The organism is Hydrogenophaga borbori, assembly GCF_003417535.1.
In the GTDB taxonomy this organism is placed as follows: Bacteria; Pseudomonadota; Gammaproteobacteria; order Burkholderiales; family Burkholderiaceae_C; genus Hydrogenophaga; species Hydrogenophaga borbori.
Genome location: NZ_QVLS01000001.1, coordinates 550,533 through 568,141 on the forward strand (window position 1 = coordinate 550,533; position 17,609 = coordinate 568,141).

Genomic DNA, 17,609 nt, shown 5'->3' on the forward strand with positions numbered 1-17,609 from the left:
CCTGACGAAGCTCCGATACCCCCGGCCGTGCGGTGGCCTGCGCTCTAGAATTCCGGGTCTTCCACCTCTTCCCCAGCCCCCTCATGAGCCTCTTCTCCGCCGTTGAAATGGCCCCCCGCGACCCGATCCTGGGTCTGAACGAGCAATTCGCCGCCGACAGCAACCCCAACAAGGTGAACCTTGGGGTGGGCGTGTATTTCGACGAGAACGGCAAGCTGCCGCTGCTGCAATGCGTGCAGGCGGCCGAGAAGGCCATGATGGACAAGCCTGCGGCGCGCGGCTACCTGCCCATCGACGGCATCGCCGCCTACGACAACGCGGTCAAGGGCTTGGTGTTCGGGGCCGACAGCGAACCCGTCAAAAGCGGCCGCGTGGCCACCGTGCAGGCCCTGGGCGGCACCGGCGGCCTCAAGATCGGCGCCGACTTCCTCAAGCGCCTGAGCCCCTCGGCCAAGGTGCTGATCAGCGACCCGAGCTGGGAAAACCACCGCGCCCTCTTCACCCAGGCCGGCTTCGAGGTCGGCACGTACACCTACTACGACGCGGCCAAGCGCGGCGTGGACTTCGACGGCATGCTGGCCAGCCTGCAGGCCGCCGCGCCCGGCACCATCGCCGTGCTGCACGCCTGCTGCCACAACCCCACCGGCTACGACATCACGCCCGCGCAATGGGACCGCGTGATCGAGGTCGTCAAGGCGCGCGGCCTCACGCCCTTCCTGGACATGGCCTACCAGGGCTTTGGCCACGGCATCGCCGAGGACGGTGCGGTGATCGCCAAGTTCGTGGCCGCCGGCCTGGTGTTCTTCGTCTCCACCTCGTTTTCCAAGAGCTTCAGCCTGTACGGCGAGCGCGTGGGCGCCCTGTCGGTGCTGTGCGCGGACAAGGCCGAAGCCGACCGCGTGCTCTCGCAGCTCAAGATCATGGTCCGCACCAACTACTCCAACCCGCCCATCCATGGCGGCGCGGTGGTGGCGGCCGTACTCACCAACCCCGAGCTGCGTGCGCTGTGGGAGAAAGAGCTGGGCGAGATGCGCGTGCGCATCAAGGCCATGCGCCAGCAACTGGTGGACGGGCTGAAGGCCGCCGGCGTGAAGCAGGACATGGGCTTCATCACCGACCAGATCGGCATGTTCAGCTACTCCGGCCTGACCAAGGACCAGATGGTGCGCCTGCGCAACGAGTTCGGCGTCTACGGCACCGACACCGGCCGCATGTGCGTGGCCGCGCTCAACGGCAAAAACATCGGGCACGTCTGCCAGTCCATCGCCGCGGTGCTCTGAGCGCAGCCTGGCCAGGGGGCGCCCCGCAAGCGCCTTCGCCGGGCCGCAGGCGCCGCCCCTGTCAGGCAAGCGCGCCGGGGCTTACCCCCAGATGACCGATCTCATCGAGATCGCGGCGGCCTGGAAGCCCTCGTTGAAGAACTCAATGGGCTCGTCCGGGTCGACCGCGCCGGCCGCGTAAAGCAGCGGCAGGTAGTGGTCCCAGGTGGGCTGCGACAGCTGGGCCATCTCGCCCTGCGACTGGAACGCCGCCAGGCCGGGGGCGTCTCCCGCCTGGATCAGGCCCGCGATGTGGGTGTCAAAGTCCACCGCCCAGTCGTAGGCCTGGTTGTCGGGCACGTCGCGGCGCATGACGCGCAGGTTGTGCACGATGTTGCCGCTGGCCACGACGAAGACGCCGCGCGAGCGCCAGTCCTTCAATTGGCGGCCGATGGCCAGGTGCTCGGCCGGCGGTCGGCCATAGTCCATGCTGAGCTGAACCACGGGGATGTCGGCCTGCGGAAACATGGGCTTGAGCACCGACCAGGCCCCATGGTCCAGCCCCCACTCCCCTTCGTCGACACCGACCGTGCCCTGCCCCTCGGGCAGCTGCAGCGACTGTGCGATTTCGCGCGCCAGGCCGGGCGCGCCGGGTGCGGGGTACTGCTGGTCGAACAGCGCCTGGGGGAACCCCCCGAAATCGTGGATGGTGCGCGGCCGGTCCATGCCGGTGAGCCACCAGCCATGGGTCAGCCAATGGGCCGAGACGCACAGGATCAGGCGAACGCCGGGGATGCGCTCGCGCAGCTGAGGCCCCAGCGCCTGCCAGGTGCGGCGCCAGTGGTTGTCCTCGATGGTGTTCATGGGGCTGCCGTGACCGACGAAGAGCACGGGCAGGCGATGGGGGGCGTTCATGGACGGAATTGTCGGCCAGCCTGGTGCACAAAGGCGACAGTTGGGGTCTTTGCCCCCGTGTTCTCCCCAGAACAAGGCCATCCGCATCCTGCTACATTGCACTGCAACATTTCACGAAGGCATGAGCCATGCTGTACCAGATCTACGAAACCCAGCGCTCATTCATGGAGCCCTTCACCGACCTGGCCGAAGTCGCCTCGCGGATGTTCAGCAACCCGCAGCTGCCTTTCGCGCAGCTGCCCCTGGCCCAGCGCATCTCGGCCGGCTACGACCTGCTGCACCGTCTGGGCAAGGACTACGAGAAACCCGAGTTCGGCATCCGGACGGTGGACGTGAACGGCGTGAACGTGGCCATCCATGAGCGGGTGGACATCGACAAGCCCTTCTGCGAGCTGCGCCGCTTCAAGCGCTTCACGGACGACCCCAACACCCTGACCGCCCTCAAGGTGCAGCCGGTGGTGCTGGTGGTGGCGCCGCTGTCGGGCCACTACGCCACCCTGCTGCGCGACACGGTTCGCACCCTGCTCAAGGACCACAAGGTCTACATCACCGACTGGAAGAACGCCCGCCTGGTACCGCTGGCCGAGGGCGAGTTCCACCTGGACGACTACATCAACTACGTGCAGGAGTTCATCGGTCACGTGCAGGGCATCTACGGCAACTGCCACGTGATGAGCGTGTGCCAGCCCACGGTGCCGGTGCTGGCCGCGGTGTCGCTGATGGCCAGCCGGGGTGAAAAGGTGCCCCTGTCCATGACCATGATGGGCGGCCCGATCGACGCCCGCAAATCGCCCACGGCGGTGAACAACCTGGCCATGCAGCGCAGCTACGAGTGGTTCGAGAACAACGTCATCTACCGTGTGCCGGAGAAGTTCCCCGGCGCCGGCCGGCGCGTGTACCCGGGCTTCCTGCAGCACAGCGGCTTCGTGGCCATGAACCCGGACCGCCACGCCTCCAGCCACTACGACTACTTCCAGGACCTGGTGAAAGGCGACAACGACAGCGCCGAGGCGCACCGCAAGTTCTACGACGAGTACAACGCCGTGCTCGACATGGACGCCGACTACTACCTCGAAACCATCAGGACCGTGTTCCAGGACTTCGAGCTCGTCAAGGGCACCTGGGACGTGCGCAACGAACGGGGCGAGCTGGAGCGCGTGCGCCCGCAGGACATCCGCGAGGGCGGCCTGCTGACCATCGAGGGCGAGCTCGACGACATTTCGGGCGCCGGCCAGACCGCCGCCGCCCACGGGCTGTGCGCCGGCATCCCCCAAGCGCACCACCTGCACTACGAGGCCAAGGGCGCTGGCCACTACGGCATCTTCAGCGGCCGGCGCTGGCGCGAGATGGTCTACCCGGTGGTCAAGGCCTTCATCGCGGCGCACCAGCCGCCCCAGGCGGTGGCCGCCGGTGTGCGTGCCGCGCCGAAGGCCGCGGCCAAGACCGGCGCTGCCAAACCCGCCGCCAAAGCCCGCGCGAAGCCGGCCGCCAAGGCGGCGCCGACATCCCCCGCGCGCCGCAAGCCGGCCACGGTCTGAGGCCCGGCGGCCCCCGGCCGCCCGACACGGCATGAATCCACTCGCCCGGCGCATCGACGATGCCCTGCCGCAGACGCAGTGCCAGCGCTGCGGCTACCCCGACTGCGCCAGCTACGCCCAGGCCGTGGCCGACGGCGAGGCCGGCATCAACCAGTGCCCGCCCGGCGGCGCCGAAGGCGTCGATCGCCTCGCCGCCATCACCGGCCGCCCCGCCCTGCCCCTGAGCCGCCAGCACGGCATCGAGGGGCCGGTGACCGTGGCCGTGATCGACGAAGACTGGTGCATCGGCTGCACCTTGTGCATCAAGGCCTGCCCCACTGACGCCATCGCGGGCGCGAACAAGCGCATGCACACCGTGGTGGAGCCCTGGTGCACCGGCTGCGAGCTGTGCATTCCCGTCTGCCCGGTGGACTGCATTTCGCTGGAGAACGTGAGCGGCGAGCGCACCGGCTGGGCCGGCTGGTCGGCCGCGCAGGCAACCCTGGCCAAGGCGCGCTACGACGCGCGGCGCGAGCGCCTGGCCCGCGAGACGCGGGAGCACGAGGCCCGGCTGGAAGCCAAGGCCGAGGCCAAGCTCGCCGACCTGCCCGCGGCCTCGGCCATCACCGACCCCGAGGTGCTCGATCGCAAGCGCGCGGTGATCGAGGCCGCGCTGGCCCGCGCGCGGGCAAAACGCCAGCCCGGCGGCTGAGCCGCCCTGGCGCTCCTTGTCCCAACCACGAAGACCGGCCGAGGCACGCCGTCCGCAGCGCCGACGCCCCGTGCCGCCGCCTGATGTGATCGCGCGCTCGTGCCGACGGCACGGGCGTTTCGGATCGCATCGGGGGACGGGGCATGCACAGACACCACCAGGGCGCAGAGCCCGAGGCCGCGTGCCGCCGCGCCAGACGCCGGCTGGGCGTGCTCGCTCTTGTGCGGCTGCTCGCACGCGCATCGAGCGCGGGTTCCTCGGTGCGCACGCCGACATTGGGGGTGGCTTCGGGGAGAACGACAGCCAGTTGGCCAGGGCAGCGCTGGTCTGGATGGTTGAGCAAGCCCAAGCGGCAGGGGTGACGATGCATGCCCCCCATCGACCGTCATCCCGACCCGGTTCTCCACGACAAAAGCAACAGCATTCAGACGGGAGCACCTGCCCCGGGATCGGAAGACAGGCAAGTGCGCTATCGCGACGGCGCGCTCAGTTTGGCAGCGACGCAGGTCAAGGCCCTGATCAGCAGAGGCGCTTTCGTGGCATCGCGCTCGTGCTTGTGGTCGACGCGATACCGGGTGCTGAAATGGAGGGCCTTGTCTTTTGCAACGACAGGGGAACATCAATCTATGCATCGTCGATCGTTGCAAAGGGCAATCGATCGATCATGGCGCTCGGCAGCCCGCGCGCACCGTTGACCGTGCGGGTTATCTGGAGAGGTCATCCGAAGGCCATATGGGGCCAGCATGGAGGAATCGACTGCGAAGGCCCCATCCTTGGTGACCACACCATCCCCGTCGCTGCCCGCATCCCCGATGAAGTCCTGCGCGACATCCGCTCCCAGGCTGGACGGCCTTCTCAGCGCGCCGCGACCGTCTTGTAGACGCCGCAGCCCACGTACAGGGCGTCCACCTTCACCACATAGGACATCTTGGCCTGCACCGCGCCGCTGGCCGGGTTGACGATGTCGTACTCCACCCAGCCCGGGCCCTGTTCGGCCTGGCTCACGATGGCGGCCAGCAGCGCCGCGCCGTCCACGCCGGCGATGTCGTGCACGCGGCTGCCCAGCTTGTCGGGCTTGCCGCCGAAGGCGCGGTAGACGCCCGACGCGTCGAGCGCGAACACGTACATGTCTCGGTCGTGGAAGCCGCGGGCGGGCTCGGTCAGGTCGCGCACGAAGGTCTCGGCCGACACCTGGCGGCGGTGCGTCAGGGCCTTGTCCACCAGGGCCATGGCCTCCTCGGCCGTGCCCTGCTGCAGCATGAAACGGCTCACCGCGCGCGACAGGTGCGCCGCGCGCTGCTCCAGCCGGTTGGCCTGCTGCACGGCCAGCTCCACCATCTGCGCGTTGCGCTGGGTGATCTGGTCGAGCTGGCTCACGGCGGTGCTGATCTCGGCCAGCCCGGTGCTCTGCTCGGCGCTGGAGGCCGAAATCGACGACAGCTTGCCGGCCACGCCGCGCACGCCGTCGACGATGCTTGCCATGCTCTGGCCGGCGTCGCGGATCTGCGCGGCGCCGCTTTCCACCTGCGCGCGCGAGGCCTCGATGAGGGCGCGGATCTCGCGCGCCGAGGCGGCCGAGCGCTGGGCCAGCGAACGCACCTCGCCCGCCACCACGGCGAAACCGCGGCCCTGCTCGCCGGCGCGCGCGGCCTCCACGGCGGCATTGAGCGCAAGGATGTTGGTCTGGAAGGCCAGGCTGTCGATCACGCCGATGATCTCGTTCATCTGCGCGGCGCCTTTCTGGATGCCCTCCACGGTGCCCACCGCCTGGTGCATGGCGCCGGCGCCGCGTTCGGCCACGTCGCGCACCTGCGCGGCCTGGCGGTCCGAGTCGCTGGCCGTCTGCGCGTTCTGCGCCACCGCGCCGGTGAGCTGCTGCACGCTGGCCGCGGTCTGCTCGAGGTTGGCGGCCTGCTGCTCGGTGCGCTCGGCCAGGTCGCGGTTGCCCACGGCCAGGCTGCGGCCGGCGTGCGCCACCAGCGCCGAGTTGCTGCGCACCTCGGCCACCATGCCCGAGAGGCTGCCGATCATGCGGTCGAGCAGGCGCGCCAGGTCGGCCAGCTCGTCGTGGCCGTCCAGCCGCGGGTGCGCACGCAGGTTGCCGCCGGCCGTGTCGGCCATGGCGTCGAGCAGGCGTCGGAAGTCACCGAGGAACGCGGCGCGAAAGGCCATCAGCAGGTAGGCCAGCAGGACGAGGCCGGACGCCGCCACGGGGAGGATGGCGCCGGCGCGGTCCGTGGCAGCCAGCGCCAGCGCGGCCACCAGTGGCCAGGCCGCGGCCAAGGCCAGGCAGGCCAGCTTGCCGCCCAGGCGCCAGCGGCGCATGAGCCACACGCCTGGGCGCATCAGGGGATTCGAAGAGGGGGTCATGGGGCTTGTGCTCCTCTGCCATTGGGCCCACAGGGGCTTGCTGACGACTTTAGAAGGAGCCCGCGCCCGGCAATGGCGAAAACAAACCCCCGAAAGTCGGCCATTTGCGCCGGCCATTTGCGCCGGCGATCACCCGGTCAGCGAAGGGGAAGCAACCACCGCCCTGGCCAGGCCACCCAGCGGCGCCCGCCCGACGGGGCGAGCACCCTCCGTTTTCCTGAACCCACGCCATGCAACGACTCACACCCTCCGGCACCGGCCTCTTCTCCACCGGCCGCACCACGCACACCGGCTCACTCCACCGCGCCAGCCGGCGCCACCTCGTCCCGCCCGAGGTCTTGGGCGTGCTGCGGCGCATGCCCTGGTTTCCCCAGGCCGTCGCCCGCTACCGCTTCCAGGCCTTCGCCGACTGCCTGGCGCACAGCGAGCGCCTGCAGGAAGCCCTCATCAGAGACCTGTGCGCGGATCAGCTGATGGCGCTGGAGCCCGCGGCCGACGGACCTGACACCCTGGACACGCGGACCGAGGAGGACCCGGGCGCCGAACGCATCGCCGGCTTGGGGGTTCACGGCCCGCTGAGCCTCACCATGGCCCATGCGCTGGGTCCCGGCCAGGGCGGGCGCCTGTACCGGGACCACCACGGCTTCGTGGTGCTCTTCACCGTCTGCTACGAAGGACGGCCCATCGCCGTGGCCATGGACGGCAACGACCTGCAGCAGAACGAGGTGATGGACCATGTGCGCGCCTACACCGACCGCCACGACCTGGCCTGCGAAGACCTGCAGGCCGCCGAGTTTCGCGATGTCCAGCGGGCGCTGCCCGGTCCGCTGGACATCGCTCAGCTCTGCTTTCGCTTGATCGATCTGGACAGCCTGGTCAAGGCCTCGCGCGCCAAGCACCAGGCCACCCGCCTGCTGCCGCCGACAGGCCTTGCCAGCCGTGGCGCGGGCGTGCCGGGCCCCGGCCGCCACGCGAACATGGTGCGCTGGGTGGCCAACGCGCAGCTGCGCCGCCCGCCCCTTCCCGCCGAGGGGGAGGACGCCCTGTTCGCGCTCTTTCGCCGATCGCCGGAGCTGATCGAACGGTTCGAATGGCCCCCGGCCTCGCGCCCTGGCTTCGAGGAATGAGGCGCCGCGCCTCAGGCGGGCGTCCCCGCGGCCAGTGCATCGAAGGCGCTGACCACCTCGGGCGGCGCCTGCACCAGCTCGATCAGCACACCCTCGCCCGCGATCGGGAATTCCTCGCTGGCCTTGGGGTGCAGGAAGGCGATGTCGAAACCCGCCGCGCCCTGGCGAATGCCGCCGGGCGCGAAGCGCACGCCGCGCCCCGTGAGCCATTCCACCGCCTTGGGCAGGTCGTCGATCCACAGGCCGATGTGGTTGAGCGGCGTGGCGTGCACCGCCGGCTTCTTGTCGGGGTCCAGCGGCTGCATCAGGTCCACCTCGACCTTGAACGGCCCGCTGCCGATGGCGCAGATGTCCTCGTCCACGTTCTCGCGCTCGCTGCGGAAGGTGCCCGTCAGTTCCAGGCCCAGCATGTCCACCCACAGGGTCTGCAGGCGGTGCTTGTCGGGGCCGCCGATGGCGATCTGTTGCACGCCCAGGACACGGAAGGGACGGGAGGAAGAGGTGCTCATGGTCAATGGATGCCGTGGGTGGCGTGGGCCGCCGGCTCCAGCGACCAGACGGTCGCCGGCGGCAGATTGGCCCAGACGGTGGTGACACGCCGCCAGCGCCAGCCCGGCGGCAATTGATCGAAGGGCCGCACGTGGCGCGCCGCGTAGGTGTACTGCAGCAGGCGGGCGTTGGGCTGGCGCTCCAGCAGCGCCAGCATGGCCTGCACGCAGCGCCTGGCCTCGTCGCGCGGCATGGACAGGAGCGGCAGCGAGGACACCAGCATGAGCGAGCCGGCGGCCGGCAGGGGCAGCGCGTCCAGCCGCGTGGCGCAGGCGTGCAGCACCTCGGCGCGCGGAAAGCGGTGGTGCAGGTGGCGCACCAGGCCGGGGTCGCGTTCGATGATGAAGAAGCGCTCGGGTGGCGGCCCGAGGTCGGCCAGCGCCTGGGTGATGGCGCCGGTGCCGGCGCCGATTTCGAGCAGCAGCTCGGGGCCCACGCGGGACACCTCCGCCGCGATGGCCTGCGCCAGCGCCCGCGAGGCCGGGGCAATGGCCCCCACCCGCCGCGGGTTGCGCACCCAGGCCAATGCAAACGCCAAACCACTCAGCCCCTGACCGCGTCCGTCCGCCATGTGCCGTGCTCCAACAAGCCGTGGAGCCCGCAGGGTAACCCAGCGCGGCAGGCTTGTGGCGTCAGCAGAGGAAACAGCCGGCCGGGCTGGCGCGGACTTCATTCGAACTCGACGATAGCCTGGTCGACGGCCAGGGACTCCCCTTGCTGGGCCAGCACCTTGGCCACCGTGCCGTCGGCGGAGGCGAACAGCACGTTTTCCATCTTCATGGCCTCGATGACGGCCACGCGCTCGCCGGCCTGCACCTTCTGGCCCGGCTGCACGGCCACCTGCACCAGCAGGCCCGGCATGGGCGACAGCACGTACTTGCTCATGTCGGGCGGCGCCTTGAAGGGCATGAGCGCGTGCAGCTCGGCCATGCGCGGCGAGACCACCATGGCCTCGATGCGCGTGCCGTTGTGCTGCACCACCAGCGCCAGCGGGTTGCGCGGCGTGCCGCGCTCCAGCTGGGCCGTGAACGGCTGGCCGTTGCACACGCCGACGGTGCAGATGTCGTTGAGCCGCGATGGGCTCTGGAAGGCGTAGCGCTTCTCGCCCACCATCACCACCGCCGCGCCCACCTGGCCCAGCACCTCGTCCACGTGCACGTTCACGCGGCGGTGCGCGCCGGCCTTGTCGAGCACGATCACCGTGTAGTCGTGCCCCACCTTCACGCCGTAGCCGGGCAGCTGGCCGCTCAGGCCGGCCGCGCGCTCGCGGCTCTTGCGGCGCACGAAGGCCGCCAGCGCCACGAGGAAGTCGGGGTCGTCGTGCGGCACGTCCTCGGCGCGAAAGCCCTGGCCGTAGTGTTCGGCGATGAAGCCGGTATTGAAATCGCCCGCCACGAACTTCGGGTGCGCGAGCAGCGCGGCCTGGAAAGGGATGTTGCTCTGCACACCGCGGATGACGAAGCCGTTGAGCGCCTCGCGCATCTTGTTGATGGCGTCCTGGCGGTCGCGCCCATGCACGATGAGCTTGGCGATCATCGAGTCGTAGTACATGGGGATCTCGCCGCCGTCCTGCACGCCGGTATCCACGCGCACGCCGAAACGGTGCTCCGTGTCGGCCTGCCACATGGTCTGCGGCGGCGCGGCGAAGCGCACCAGGCGGCCCGTGCTGGGCAGGAAGTTGCGGAACGGGTCCTCGGCGTTGATGCGGCACTCGATGGCCCAGCCCTCGCGCTTCACGTCGGCCTGCGCCAGCGGCAGCTGCTCGCCGGCGGCCACGCGGATCATCAGCTCCACCAGGTCCAGCCCGGTGATGCATTCCGTGACCGGGTGCTCCACCTGCAGGCGGGTGTTCATCTCCAGGAAGTAGAAGTCCTGGTCCTTGCCGACCACGAACTCCACCGTGCCCGCGCTCTGGTACTTCACGGCCTTGGCCAGGGCCACGGCCTGCTCGCCCATGGCCCGGCGCGTGGCCTCGCTGATGAAGGGCGACGGCGCCTCCTCGATCACCTTCTGGTGGCGGCGCTGGATGGAGCACTCGCGCTCGTTCAGGTAAATGACGTTGCCGTGCGCGTCGCCCAGCACCTGGATCTCGATGTGGCGCGGCTCCTGGACGAACTTCTCCATGAAGACGCGGTCGTCGCCGAAGCTGTTGCGCGCCTCGTTGCGGCAGCTCGTGAAGCCCTCGAAGCACTCCTTGTCGCTGAAGGCCACGCGCAGGCCCTTGCCGCCGCCGCCGGCGCTGGCCTTGATCATCACCGGGTAGCCGATCTTCTGCGCGATCGCCACCGCCTCCTCGGGCGACTGGATGGGCTCGTTGTGGCCCGGAATGGTGCTCACCTTCGCCTCGTTCGCGAGCTTCTTGGACGCGATCTTGTCGCCCATGGCGGCAATGGAGTAGTGCTTGGGGCCGATGAAGACCAGGCCCTGCTCTTCCACCTGGCGCGCGAAGTCCTCGTTCTCGGACAGGAAGCCATAGCCGGGGTGGATGGCCTCGGCGCCGGTCTGTTTCGCCGCGGCGATGATGGCCTCGCCCAACAGGTAGCTGTCGCGCGACGGCGGCGGGCCCAGGCGCACGGCCTCGTCGGCCAGCTGCACGTGGCGCGCTTCCTTGTCGGCGTCGGAGTACACCGCCACCGTGGCGATGCCCAGCTTCTTGGCCGTGGCGATGACGCGGCAGGCGATCTCGCCGCGGTTGGCGATCAGGATCTTCTTGAACATGTCTTTCTCTCCTCGGGCCTTTAGAGCGGGATGTTCCCGTGCTTGCGCCACGGGTTCTCCAGCTTCTTGTCCTTGAGCATCACCAGCGAGCGGCCGATGCGCTTGCGCGTCTCGTGCGGCAGGATCACGTCGTCGATGAAGCCGCGCGCGCCGGCCACGAAGGGGTTGGCGAAGCGGGCCTTGTACTCGGCCTCGCGCTGCGCGAGCTTGGCGGGGTCCTTCTTCTCCTCGCGGAAGATGATCTCCACCGCCCCCTTGGCGCCCATCACCGCGATCTCGGCGTTGGGCCAGGCGAAGTTCACGTCGCCGCGCAGGTGCTTGGAGGCCATCACGTCATAGGCGCCGCCGTAGGCCTTGCGCGTGATCACGGTGATCTTGGGCACCGTGCACTCGGCGTAGGCATAGAGCAGCTTGGCGCCGTGCTTGATGATGCCGCCGTACTCCTGGCTGGTGCCGGGCATGAAGCCGGGCACGTCGACGAAAGTGACGACGGGGATGTTGAAGCAGTCGCAGAAGCGCACGAAGCGCGCGGCCTTGATGGAGCTCTTGATGTCCAGACAGCCGGCCAGCACCAGCGGCTGGTTGGCCACGATGCCCACGGTCTGGCCGTCCATGCGCGCGAAGCCGATGACGATGTTCTTGGCGTACTCGGGCTGCAGCTCGAAGAAGTCCCCGTCGTCCACGATCTTGAGGATGAGCTCCTTCATGTCGTAGGGCTTGTTGGGGTTGTCGGGCACCAGGGTGTCCAGGCTCAGCTCCATGCGGTCGATCGGATCGCCGCTGGGCCGCACCGGCGCCTTCTCCCTGTTGTTGAGCGGCAGGTAGTTGAACAGGCGGCGCAGCATCAGCAGCGCCTCCACGTCGTTGTCGAAGGCCAGGTCGGCAACGCCGCTGCGCGTGGTGTGGGTGATGGCGCCGCCCAGTTCCTCGGCCGTCACTTCCTCGTGCGTGACGGTCTTCACCACTTCGGGACCCGTGACGAACATGTAGCTGGAGTCCTTCACCATGAAGATGAAGTCCGTCATGGCGGGTGAGTACACCGCGCCGCCCGCGCTGGGCCCCATGATCATGCTGATCTGCGGCACCACGCCGCTGGCCAGCACATTGCGCTGGAACACGTCGGCGTAGCCGCCGAGCGAGGCCACGCCTTCCTGGATGCGCGCGCCGCCCGAGTCGTTGAGGCCGATGACGGGCGCGCCGACCTTCATGGCCTGGTCCATCACCTTGCAGATCTTCTCGGCGTGCGCCTCGGAGAGCGCGCCGCCGAAGACGGTGAAGTCCTGGCTGAAGACGAAGACCAGGCGTCCATTGATCATGCCGTAGCCGGTGACCACGCCGTCGCCGGGAATCTTGTTGTCCGCCATGCCGAAGTCGGTGCAGCGGTGCTCGACGAACATGTCCCATTCCTCGAAGGTGCCCTCGTCGAGCAGCACCTCCAGGCGCTCGCGCGCGCTGAGCTTGCCCTTGGCGTGCTGCGCCTCGATGCGCTTGGCGCCGCCGCCCAGGCGCGCCCGCGCGCGCTTGTCTTCGAGCTGTTGCAGGATGTCTTGCATGGTTCTTCTCCAGAGAATTCAGTCGAACAGCGCGAGCAGCTGCCGCGCCGCGGTGCTGGCGGGCAGGCGGCCATCGAGCACTTGCGTGGTGGTGTCGGCCAGCGCGGCGCGCACCGCCGGGTGTTCGCGAAAGCGCTGCTTGAGGCCGGCGTCGATGCGCTCCCACATCCAGGCCTTGGCCTGGCGCTGGCGGCGCGCGGCGAGCTCGCCGTTGGCGCTCTGCACCTGGCGAAAGCGCTGGACCTCGGCCCAGAAGGCGGCGATGCCCTGGGCCTTGAGCGCCGAGAGCTGCAGCACCGTGGGGTGCCAGTGCGTGGCGTCGTGCGCCGCGTGCTCGGGCCGCCCGTGCTGGCCGAGCAGGCGCAGGGCGGAGGTGATCATCGCGCGCGCCCGCGTCGCGGCGTCGGCGTCGATGTCGGCCTTGTTGATGACCACGAGGTCGGCGATCTCCATCACGCCCTTCTTGATGGCCTGCAGGTCGTCGCCCGCGTTGGGCAGCTGCAGCAGCGCGAAGCAGTCGGTCATGCCGGCCACGGCGGTCTCGCTCTGGCCCACGCCCACGGTCTCGACGATCACCACGTCGTAGCCGGCGGCTTCGCACACCAGCAGGGCCTCGCGCGTTTTCTCGGCCACGCCGCCCAGGGTGCCTCCGCTGGGGCTGGGGCGGATGAAGGCGCGCTCGTCCATGGACAGCCGCTCCATGCGGGTCTTGTCACCCAGGATGGAGCCGCCCGAGACCGTGCTCGACGGGTCGATGGTGAGCACGGCCACGCGCTGGCCCTGCCCGATCAGGTGCAGGCCCAGCGCCTCGATGAAGGTGCTCTTGCCCACGCCGGGCACGCCGGAGAGGCCCAGGCGGAAGGCCCGTCCGGTGCGCGGCAGCAGCGCGGTGAGCAGCTCGTCGCCCTGGGCGCGGTGGTCGGCGCGCGTGGACTCGAGCAGCGTGATGGCCTTGGCCATGGCGCGGCGCTGCGCCATGCCCTGGCCTTGCACGATGGCGTCGAGCAAGGTCTGCGGCGACGCGGCCAGGCTCAAGCCACCGCCTTCTTGATCTGTTCCAGCACGTCCTTGGCGCTGGCCGGGATGGGCGTGCCCGGGCCGTAAATGCCCTTGACGCCGGCCTCGTAGAGGAAGTCGTAGTCCTGGCGCGGAATCACGCCGCCCACGAAGACCACGATGTCGTCGGCGCCCTGCTTGCGCAGCTCGGCGATGATGGCCGGCACCAGGGTCTTGTGGCCGGCCGCCAACGTGCTCACGCCCACGGCGTGCACGTCGTTCTCGATGGCTTGGCGCGCGCACTCCTCGGGCGTCTGGAACAGCGGGCCCATGTCGACGTCGAAGCCCAGGTCGGCGAAGGCCGTGGCCACCACCTTGGCGCCGCGGTCGTGGCCGTCCTGGCCGAGCTTGGCGATCATCACGCGCGGGCGGCGGCCCTGCTGCTCGCCGAAATCGGCGATCTCCTTCTGCAGCTGCGCCCAGCCTTCGGCGCTGTCGTAGGCGGCGGCGTACACGCCGGTCACCTTCTGGGTATCGGCGCGGTGGCGGCCGAAGGCGGTTTCAAGGGCATCACTGACTTCTCCCACGGTGGCGCGCAGGCGCACCGCCTGAATGGACAGATCGAGCAGGTTGCCCTGCCCCGAACCGGCGGCCTCGGTGAGCGCGGCCAGCGCGGCCTTCACCGCGGCATCGTCGCGCGCGGCGCGCACGCGCTTCAGGCGCGCGATCTGCGCCTCGCGCACCTTCACGTTGTCGATGTCGAGGATCTCGACCGCGTCTTCGTTCTTGAGCTTGTACTTGTTGACGCCGACGATGACGTCCTTGCCCGAGTCGATGCGTGCCTGCTTCTCGGCCGCGGCGGCCTCGATCTTGAGCTTGGCCCAGCCGCTGTCCACCGCCTTGGTCATGCCGCCCATGGCGTCGACCTCTTCGATGATGGCCCAGGCCGCGTCGGCCATCTGCTGCGTCAGCGTCTCCATCATGTAGGAGCCGGCCCAGGGATCGACCACGCTGGTGATGTGGGTCTCTTCCTGAATGATCAGTTGGGTGTTGCGCGCGATGCGCGCGCTGAATTCGGTGGGCAGCGCGATGGCTTCGTCGAGCGCGTTGGTGTGCAGGCTCTGCGTGCCGCCGAACACCGCGGCCATGGCCTCGATGGTGGTGCGTACCACGTTGTTGTACGGGTCCTGCTCGGTCAGGCTCCAGCCCGAGGTCTGGCTGTGCGTGCGCAGCATCAGGCTCTTGGGGTTCTTCGCGCCGAAGCCCTTCATGATGCGGCACCACAGCAGGCGGGCCGCGCGCATCTTGGCGATCTCGAGGTAGAAGTTCATGCCCACCGCCCAGAAGAAGGACAGGCGGCCCGCGAAGGCGTCGACATCCAGGCCCTTGGCCATGGCCGTCTTCACATACTCCTTGCCGTCGGCCAGGGTGAAGGCGAGTTCCAGCGCCTGGTTGGCGCCGGCCTCCTGCATGTGGTAGCCCGAGATGCTGATCGAGTTGAACTTCGGCATGTGGCTGGCCGTGTACTCGATGATGTCGCCGATGATCCGCATGCTCGGCTCGGGCGGGTAGATGTAGGTGTTGCGGACCATGAACTCCTTGAGGATGTCGTTCTGGATGGTCCCGCTGAGCTGGTCCTGCGGCACGCCCTGCTCTTCGGCCGCCACCACGTAGCCCGCCAGCACCGGCAGCACCGCGCCGTTCATGGTCATGCTGACGCTGACCTTGTCGAGCGGAATGCCGTCGAACAGGATCTTCATGTCCTCCACGCTGTCGATGGCCACGCCGGCCTTGCCCACGTCGCCCGTCACGCGCGGGTGGTCGCTGTCGTAGCCGCGGTGGGTGGCCAGGTCGAAGGCCACGCTCACGCCCTGCCCGCCGGCCGCCAGGGCCTTGCGGTAGAAGGCGTTCGACTCTTCGGCGGTGGAAAAGCCCGCGTACTGGCGGATGGTCCAGGGCCGCACCGCGTACATGGTGGCCTGCGGGCCGCGAATGAAGGGCTCGAAGCCGGGCAGCGTGTCGGTGTAGGCCAGGCCCTGCAGGTCGGCCGCGGTGTACAGCGGCTTGACGGCGATGCCGTCGGGCGTGGTCCAGGTCAGCGCGTCAAGCTGGCCGCCAGGGGCGGATTTGGCGGCGGCCTTGGTCCAGTCGGACAGCGTGGCGCGCGCGAAGGCGTCGGGGTGTTGGCTCATGGCGGCGGGCGTGGAAAACGGCGGGAGCAAGGCAAGGGCCCAGGTGTTCTGCGGCTCAGGCACCACGGCGAGTGTACATCATTCATAATTATTGATGCAGAATTTCAATGCGCGGATAGAATCGGCGCCTGCATGGACACCGACACCGCCACCCCCACCGCCCCCTCCCTGGCGCCGCGCGCGCTGTACGAGGAAGTGGCCGAACGGCTGCGCCAGCGCATCTTCCAGCGCGAACTGGAGCCGGGCAGCTGGATCGACGAACTCAAGATCGCCGAGGAGTACGGCATCAGCCGCACCCCCCTGCGCGAAGCCCTGAAGGTGCTGGCCGCCGAAGGCCTGGTGACGATGAAGGTGCGCCGCGGCGCCTACGTCACCGAAGTGTCCGAGAAGGACCTGCGCGACGTCTACCACCTGCTGTCGCTGCTCGAATCGGACGCCGCCGGCGAAGTGGCCTCGCGCGGCGACGCCGCCGCGCTGGACGAACTGGCCGCCCTGCACGGCGAACTGGAAGGCGCGGTGCACGAGCGCGACCGCTTCTTCGCCATCAACGAGCGCTTTCATCTGCGCCTGCTGGAGCTGGCCGACAACCGCTGGCGGCTGCAGATGGTGAGCGACCTGCGCAAGGTGATGAAGCTCAACCGCCACCATTCGCTGTTCAAGGCGGGCCGCATCGAGGAGTCGCTGGCCGAGCACCGCGCCGTGATGGCCGCCCTGCGCGGGCGCGACGGCGCGCAGGCCATGCAGCGCATGCGCGAGCACTTCGCCAGCGGACTCGAAGCCGCCACCTGAGGCCGCGGCCGGCGCCCCGCCCGGCTCAGTCCTCGCCGATCTCGCGTGCGATCGCGCGCCGCGTCTCCAGCAGCTGGGGCGCGACCTTCTCCACCAGCCATTCGCGCGGCAGCTTGTAGGCCGGCCCGCCCACGCTCACGCCGTACAGCTCGCCTTCGACGCCGCGCAGGCTGAAGCCCAGGGCGTGGATGTCGGGGTGCCATTCGCCGAACGAACTGCAGTAGCCCAGCCGCGCGTGCTCCTGCGCCGCCGCTTCCAGCCGCGACTGCGTCTGAGGCCAGGCCGCCTCGCCCACCGAGGCGCGGATCTCGTCGTACAGGGCGGCGCGCTGCGCCGGCGGCAGGGCCGATAGGTAGGCGCGGCCGGCGGCCGAGGTGGCGATGGTCATGCGCGAGCCCACGTCCATGCGCGACAGGATCAGCGCCGAGCGCGGCCGCAGGGTATCGATCAGCAGCATGTCCAGGCCGTCGCGCACCGTCAGATGGACGTTGGCGCCCGCCGCCTCGGCCAATTCCGCCAGGTGCAGCCGGGCCCGCTGGCGGAAATCGAAGGTGCGCAGGTAGGCGTTGCCCAGCTGCAAAGTGGCCGGGCCCAGGCTGAAGCGCTCGCTGCCGGCGGTCTGCCGCAGGAAGCCGCTGGACAGCAGCGTGGCCGCCAGGCGCGACACGGTGGCCTTGGGGATGCCGGTGCCCTCGGCCAGCTCGCGGTTGGAGAGCGGCTCATCCGCCTCCGCCACGGCCTTGAGCACCGCCAGCCCCCGCGCCAGCGCGCTGACCTCGTCCTTGCCCGAAGCGACGGCCTCTTCCGGCGCGCCACCCACCGCGCGTTTTTCGAGACGATGTTCCATTTTTTCTTCTCGCCTATATAATTTTGAGACGACGTTCCATTTTAACTAAACCACCCGGAGACACA

Annotated in this window: 14 protein-coding genes; 5 read left to right on the forward strand and 9 right to left on the reverse strand. The window is 69.3% G+C overall.

The features are described 5' to 3' along the window. Window positions 1-83 precede the first annotated feature (83 nt). A complete protein-coding gene (locus DY262_RS02610; protein ID WP_116957404.1) occupies window positions 84-1,280 on the forward strand; it encodes an amino acid aminotransferase in 1,197 nt (398 codons plus the stop codon). Window positions 1,281-1,361: 81 nt separating this feature from the next. Here the strand turns inward: DY262_RS02610 and ygiD are convergent, their stop codons facing one another. After that, the gene (gene ygiD / locus DY262_RS02615) at window positions 1,362-2,174 is read right to left on the reverse strand and encodes a 4,5-DOPA-extradiol-dioxygenase (RefSeq protein ID WP_116957405.1); all 813 of its coding nucleotides are present in this window, start codon (window positions 2,172-2,174) and stop codon (window positions 1,362-1,364) included. A gap of 128 nt (window positions 2,175-2,302) precedes the next feature. On the opposite strand from ygiD, the gene DY262_RS02620 reads away from it, so the two are divergent. Continuing rightward, window positions 2,303-3,712 (forward strand): polyhydroxyalkanoate depolymerase, encoded by a 1,410-nt coding sequence (locus DY262_RS02620; RefSeq protein ID WP_116957406.1) that lies wholly within the window; start codon window positions 2,303-2,305, stop codon window positions 3,710-3,712. A gap of 31 nt (window positions 3,713-3,743) precedes the next feature. After that, window positions 3,744-4,403 (forward strand): electron transport complex subunit RsxB, encoded by a 660-nt coding sequence (gene rsxB, locus DY262_RS02625; protein ID WP_116957407.1) that lies wholly within the window; start codon window positions 3,744-3,746, stop codon window positions 4,401-4,403. 855 nt (window positions 4,404-5,258) lie between these two features. Here rsxB and DY262_RS02635 read toward each other — a convergent pair. Continuing rightward, window positions 5,259-6,773 carry a methyl-accepting chemotaxis protein gene (locus tag DY262_RS02635; protein ID WP_116957409.1) on the reverse strand — a complete coding sequence of 505 codons (1,515 nt, stop codon included), beginning with the start codon at window positions 6,771-6,773 and terminating at the stop codon, window positions 5,259-5,261. A gap of 230 nt (window positions 6,774-7,003) precedes the next feature. Between DY262_RS02635 and DY262_RS02640 the strand changes: the two genes are divergently transcribed. After that, complete coding sequence (locus tag DY262_RS02640) at window positions 7,004-7,900, forward strand: hypothetical protein (RefSeq protein WP_116957410.1); 897 nt, start codon at window positions 7,004-7,006, stop codon at window positions 7,898-7,900. 11 nt (window positions 7,901-7,911) lie between these two features. Here the strand turns inward: DY262_RS02640 and DY262_RS02645 are convergent, their stop codons facing one another. The 6 genes from DY262_RS02645 to scpA all read right to left on the reverse strand — a co-directional run bounded on the left by DY262_RS02645 (window position 7,912) and on the right by scpA (window position 15,908). Beyond that, a complete protein-coding gene (locus DY262_RS02645) occupies window positions 7,912-8,409 on the reverse strand; it encodes a VOC family protein (protein ID WP_116957411.1) in 498 nt (165 codons plus the stop codon). A 2-nt stretch (window positions 8,410-8,411) separates the two neighbouring features. Continuing rightward, window positions 8,412-9,020, reverse strand: a complete 609-nt coding sequence (locus tag DY262_RS02650; RefSeq protein ID WP_147326161.1) for a class I SAM-dependent methyltransferase — start codon at window positions 9,018-9,020, stop codon at window positions 8,412-8,414. 98 nt (window positions 9,021-9,118) lie between these two features. Continuing rightward, window positions 9,119-11,167, reverse strand: coding sequence for an acetyl-CoA carboxylase biotin carboxylase subunit (locus tag DY262_RS02655; RefSeq protein ID WP_116957413.1), 2,049 nt, complete (start codon window positions 11,165-11,167; stop codon window positions 9,119-9,121). A gap of 20 nt (window positions 11,168-11,187) precedes the next feature. After that, window positions 11,188-12,720, reverse strand: coding sequence for an acyl-CoA carboxylase subunit beta (locus tag DY262_RS02660; protein WP_070398538.1), 1,533 nt, complete (start codon window positions 12,718-12,720; stop codon window positions 11,188-11,190). An 18-nt stretch (window positions 12,721-12,738) separates the two neighbouring features. Next, window positions 12,739-13,749, reverse strand: coding sequence for a methylmalonyl Co-A mutase-associated GTPase MeaB (gene meaB / locus DY262_RS02665; protein WP_281272900.1), 1,011 nt, complete (start codon window positions 13,747-13,749; stop codon window positions 12,739-12,741). 2 nt (window positions 13,750-13,751) lie between these two features. Beyond that, complete coding sequence (gene scpA / locus DY262_RS02670) at window positions 13,752-15,908, reverse strand: methylmalonyl-CoA mutase (protein ID WP_116957553.1); 2,157 nt, start codon at window positions 15,906-15,908, stop codon at window positions 13,752-13,754. Between the two features lie 132 nt (window positions 15,909-16,040). On the opposite strand from scpA, the gene DY262_RS02675 reads away from it, so the two are divergent. Further along, the gene (locus tag DY262_RS02675; RefSeq protein WP_116957414.1) at window positions 16,041-16,697 is read left to right on the forward strand and encodes a GntR family transcriptional regulator; all 657 of its coding nucleotides are present in this window, start codon (window positions 16,041-16,043) and stop codon (window positions 16,695-16,697) included. 25 nt (window positions 16,698-16,722) lie between these two features. Here DY262_RS02675 and DY262_RS02680 read toward each other — a convergent pair whose 3' ends face one another. Further along, window positions 16,723-17,544 carry an IclR family transcriptional regulator gene (locus tag DY262_RS02680; protein WP_116957415.1) on the reverse strand — a complete coding sequence of 274 codons (822 nt, stop codon included), beginning with the start codon at window positions 17,542-17,544 and terminating at the stop codon, window positions 16,723-16,725. Window positions 17,545-17,609: the final 65 nt, after the last annotated feature.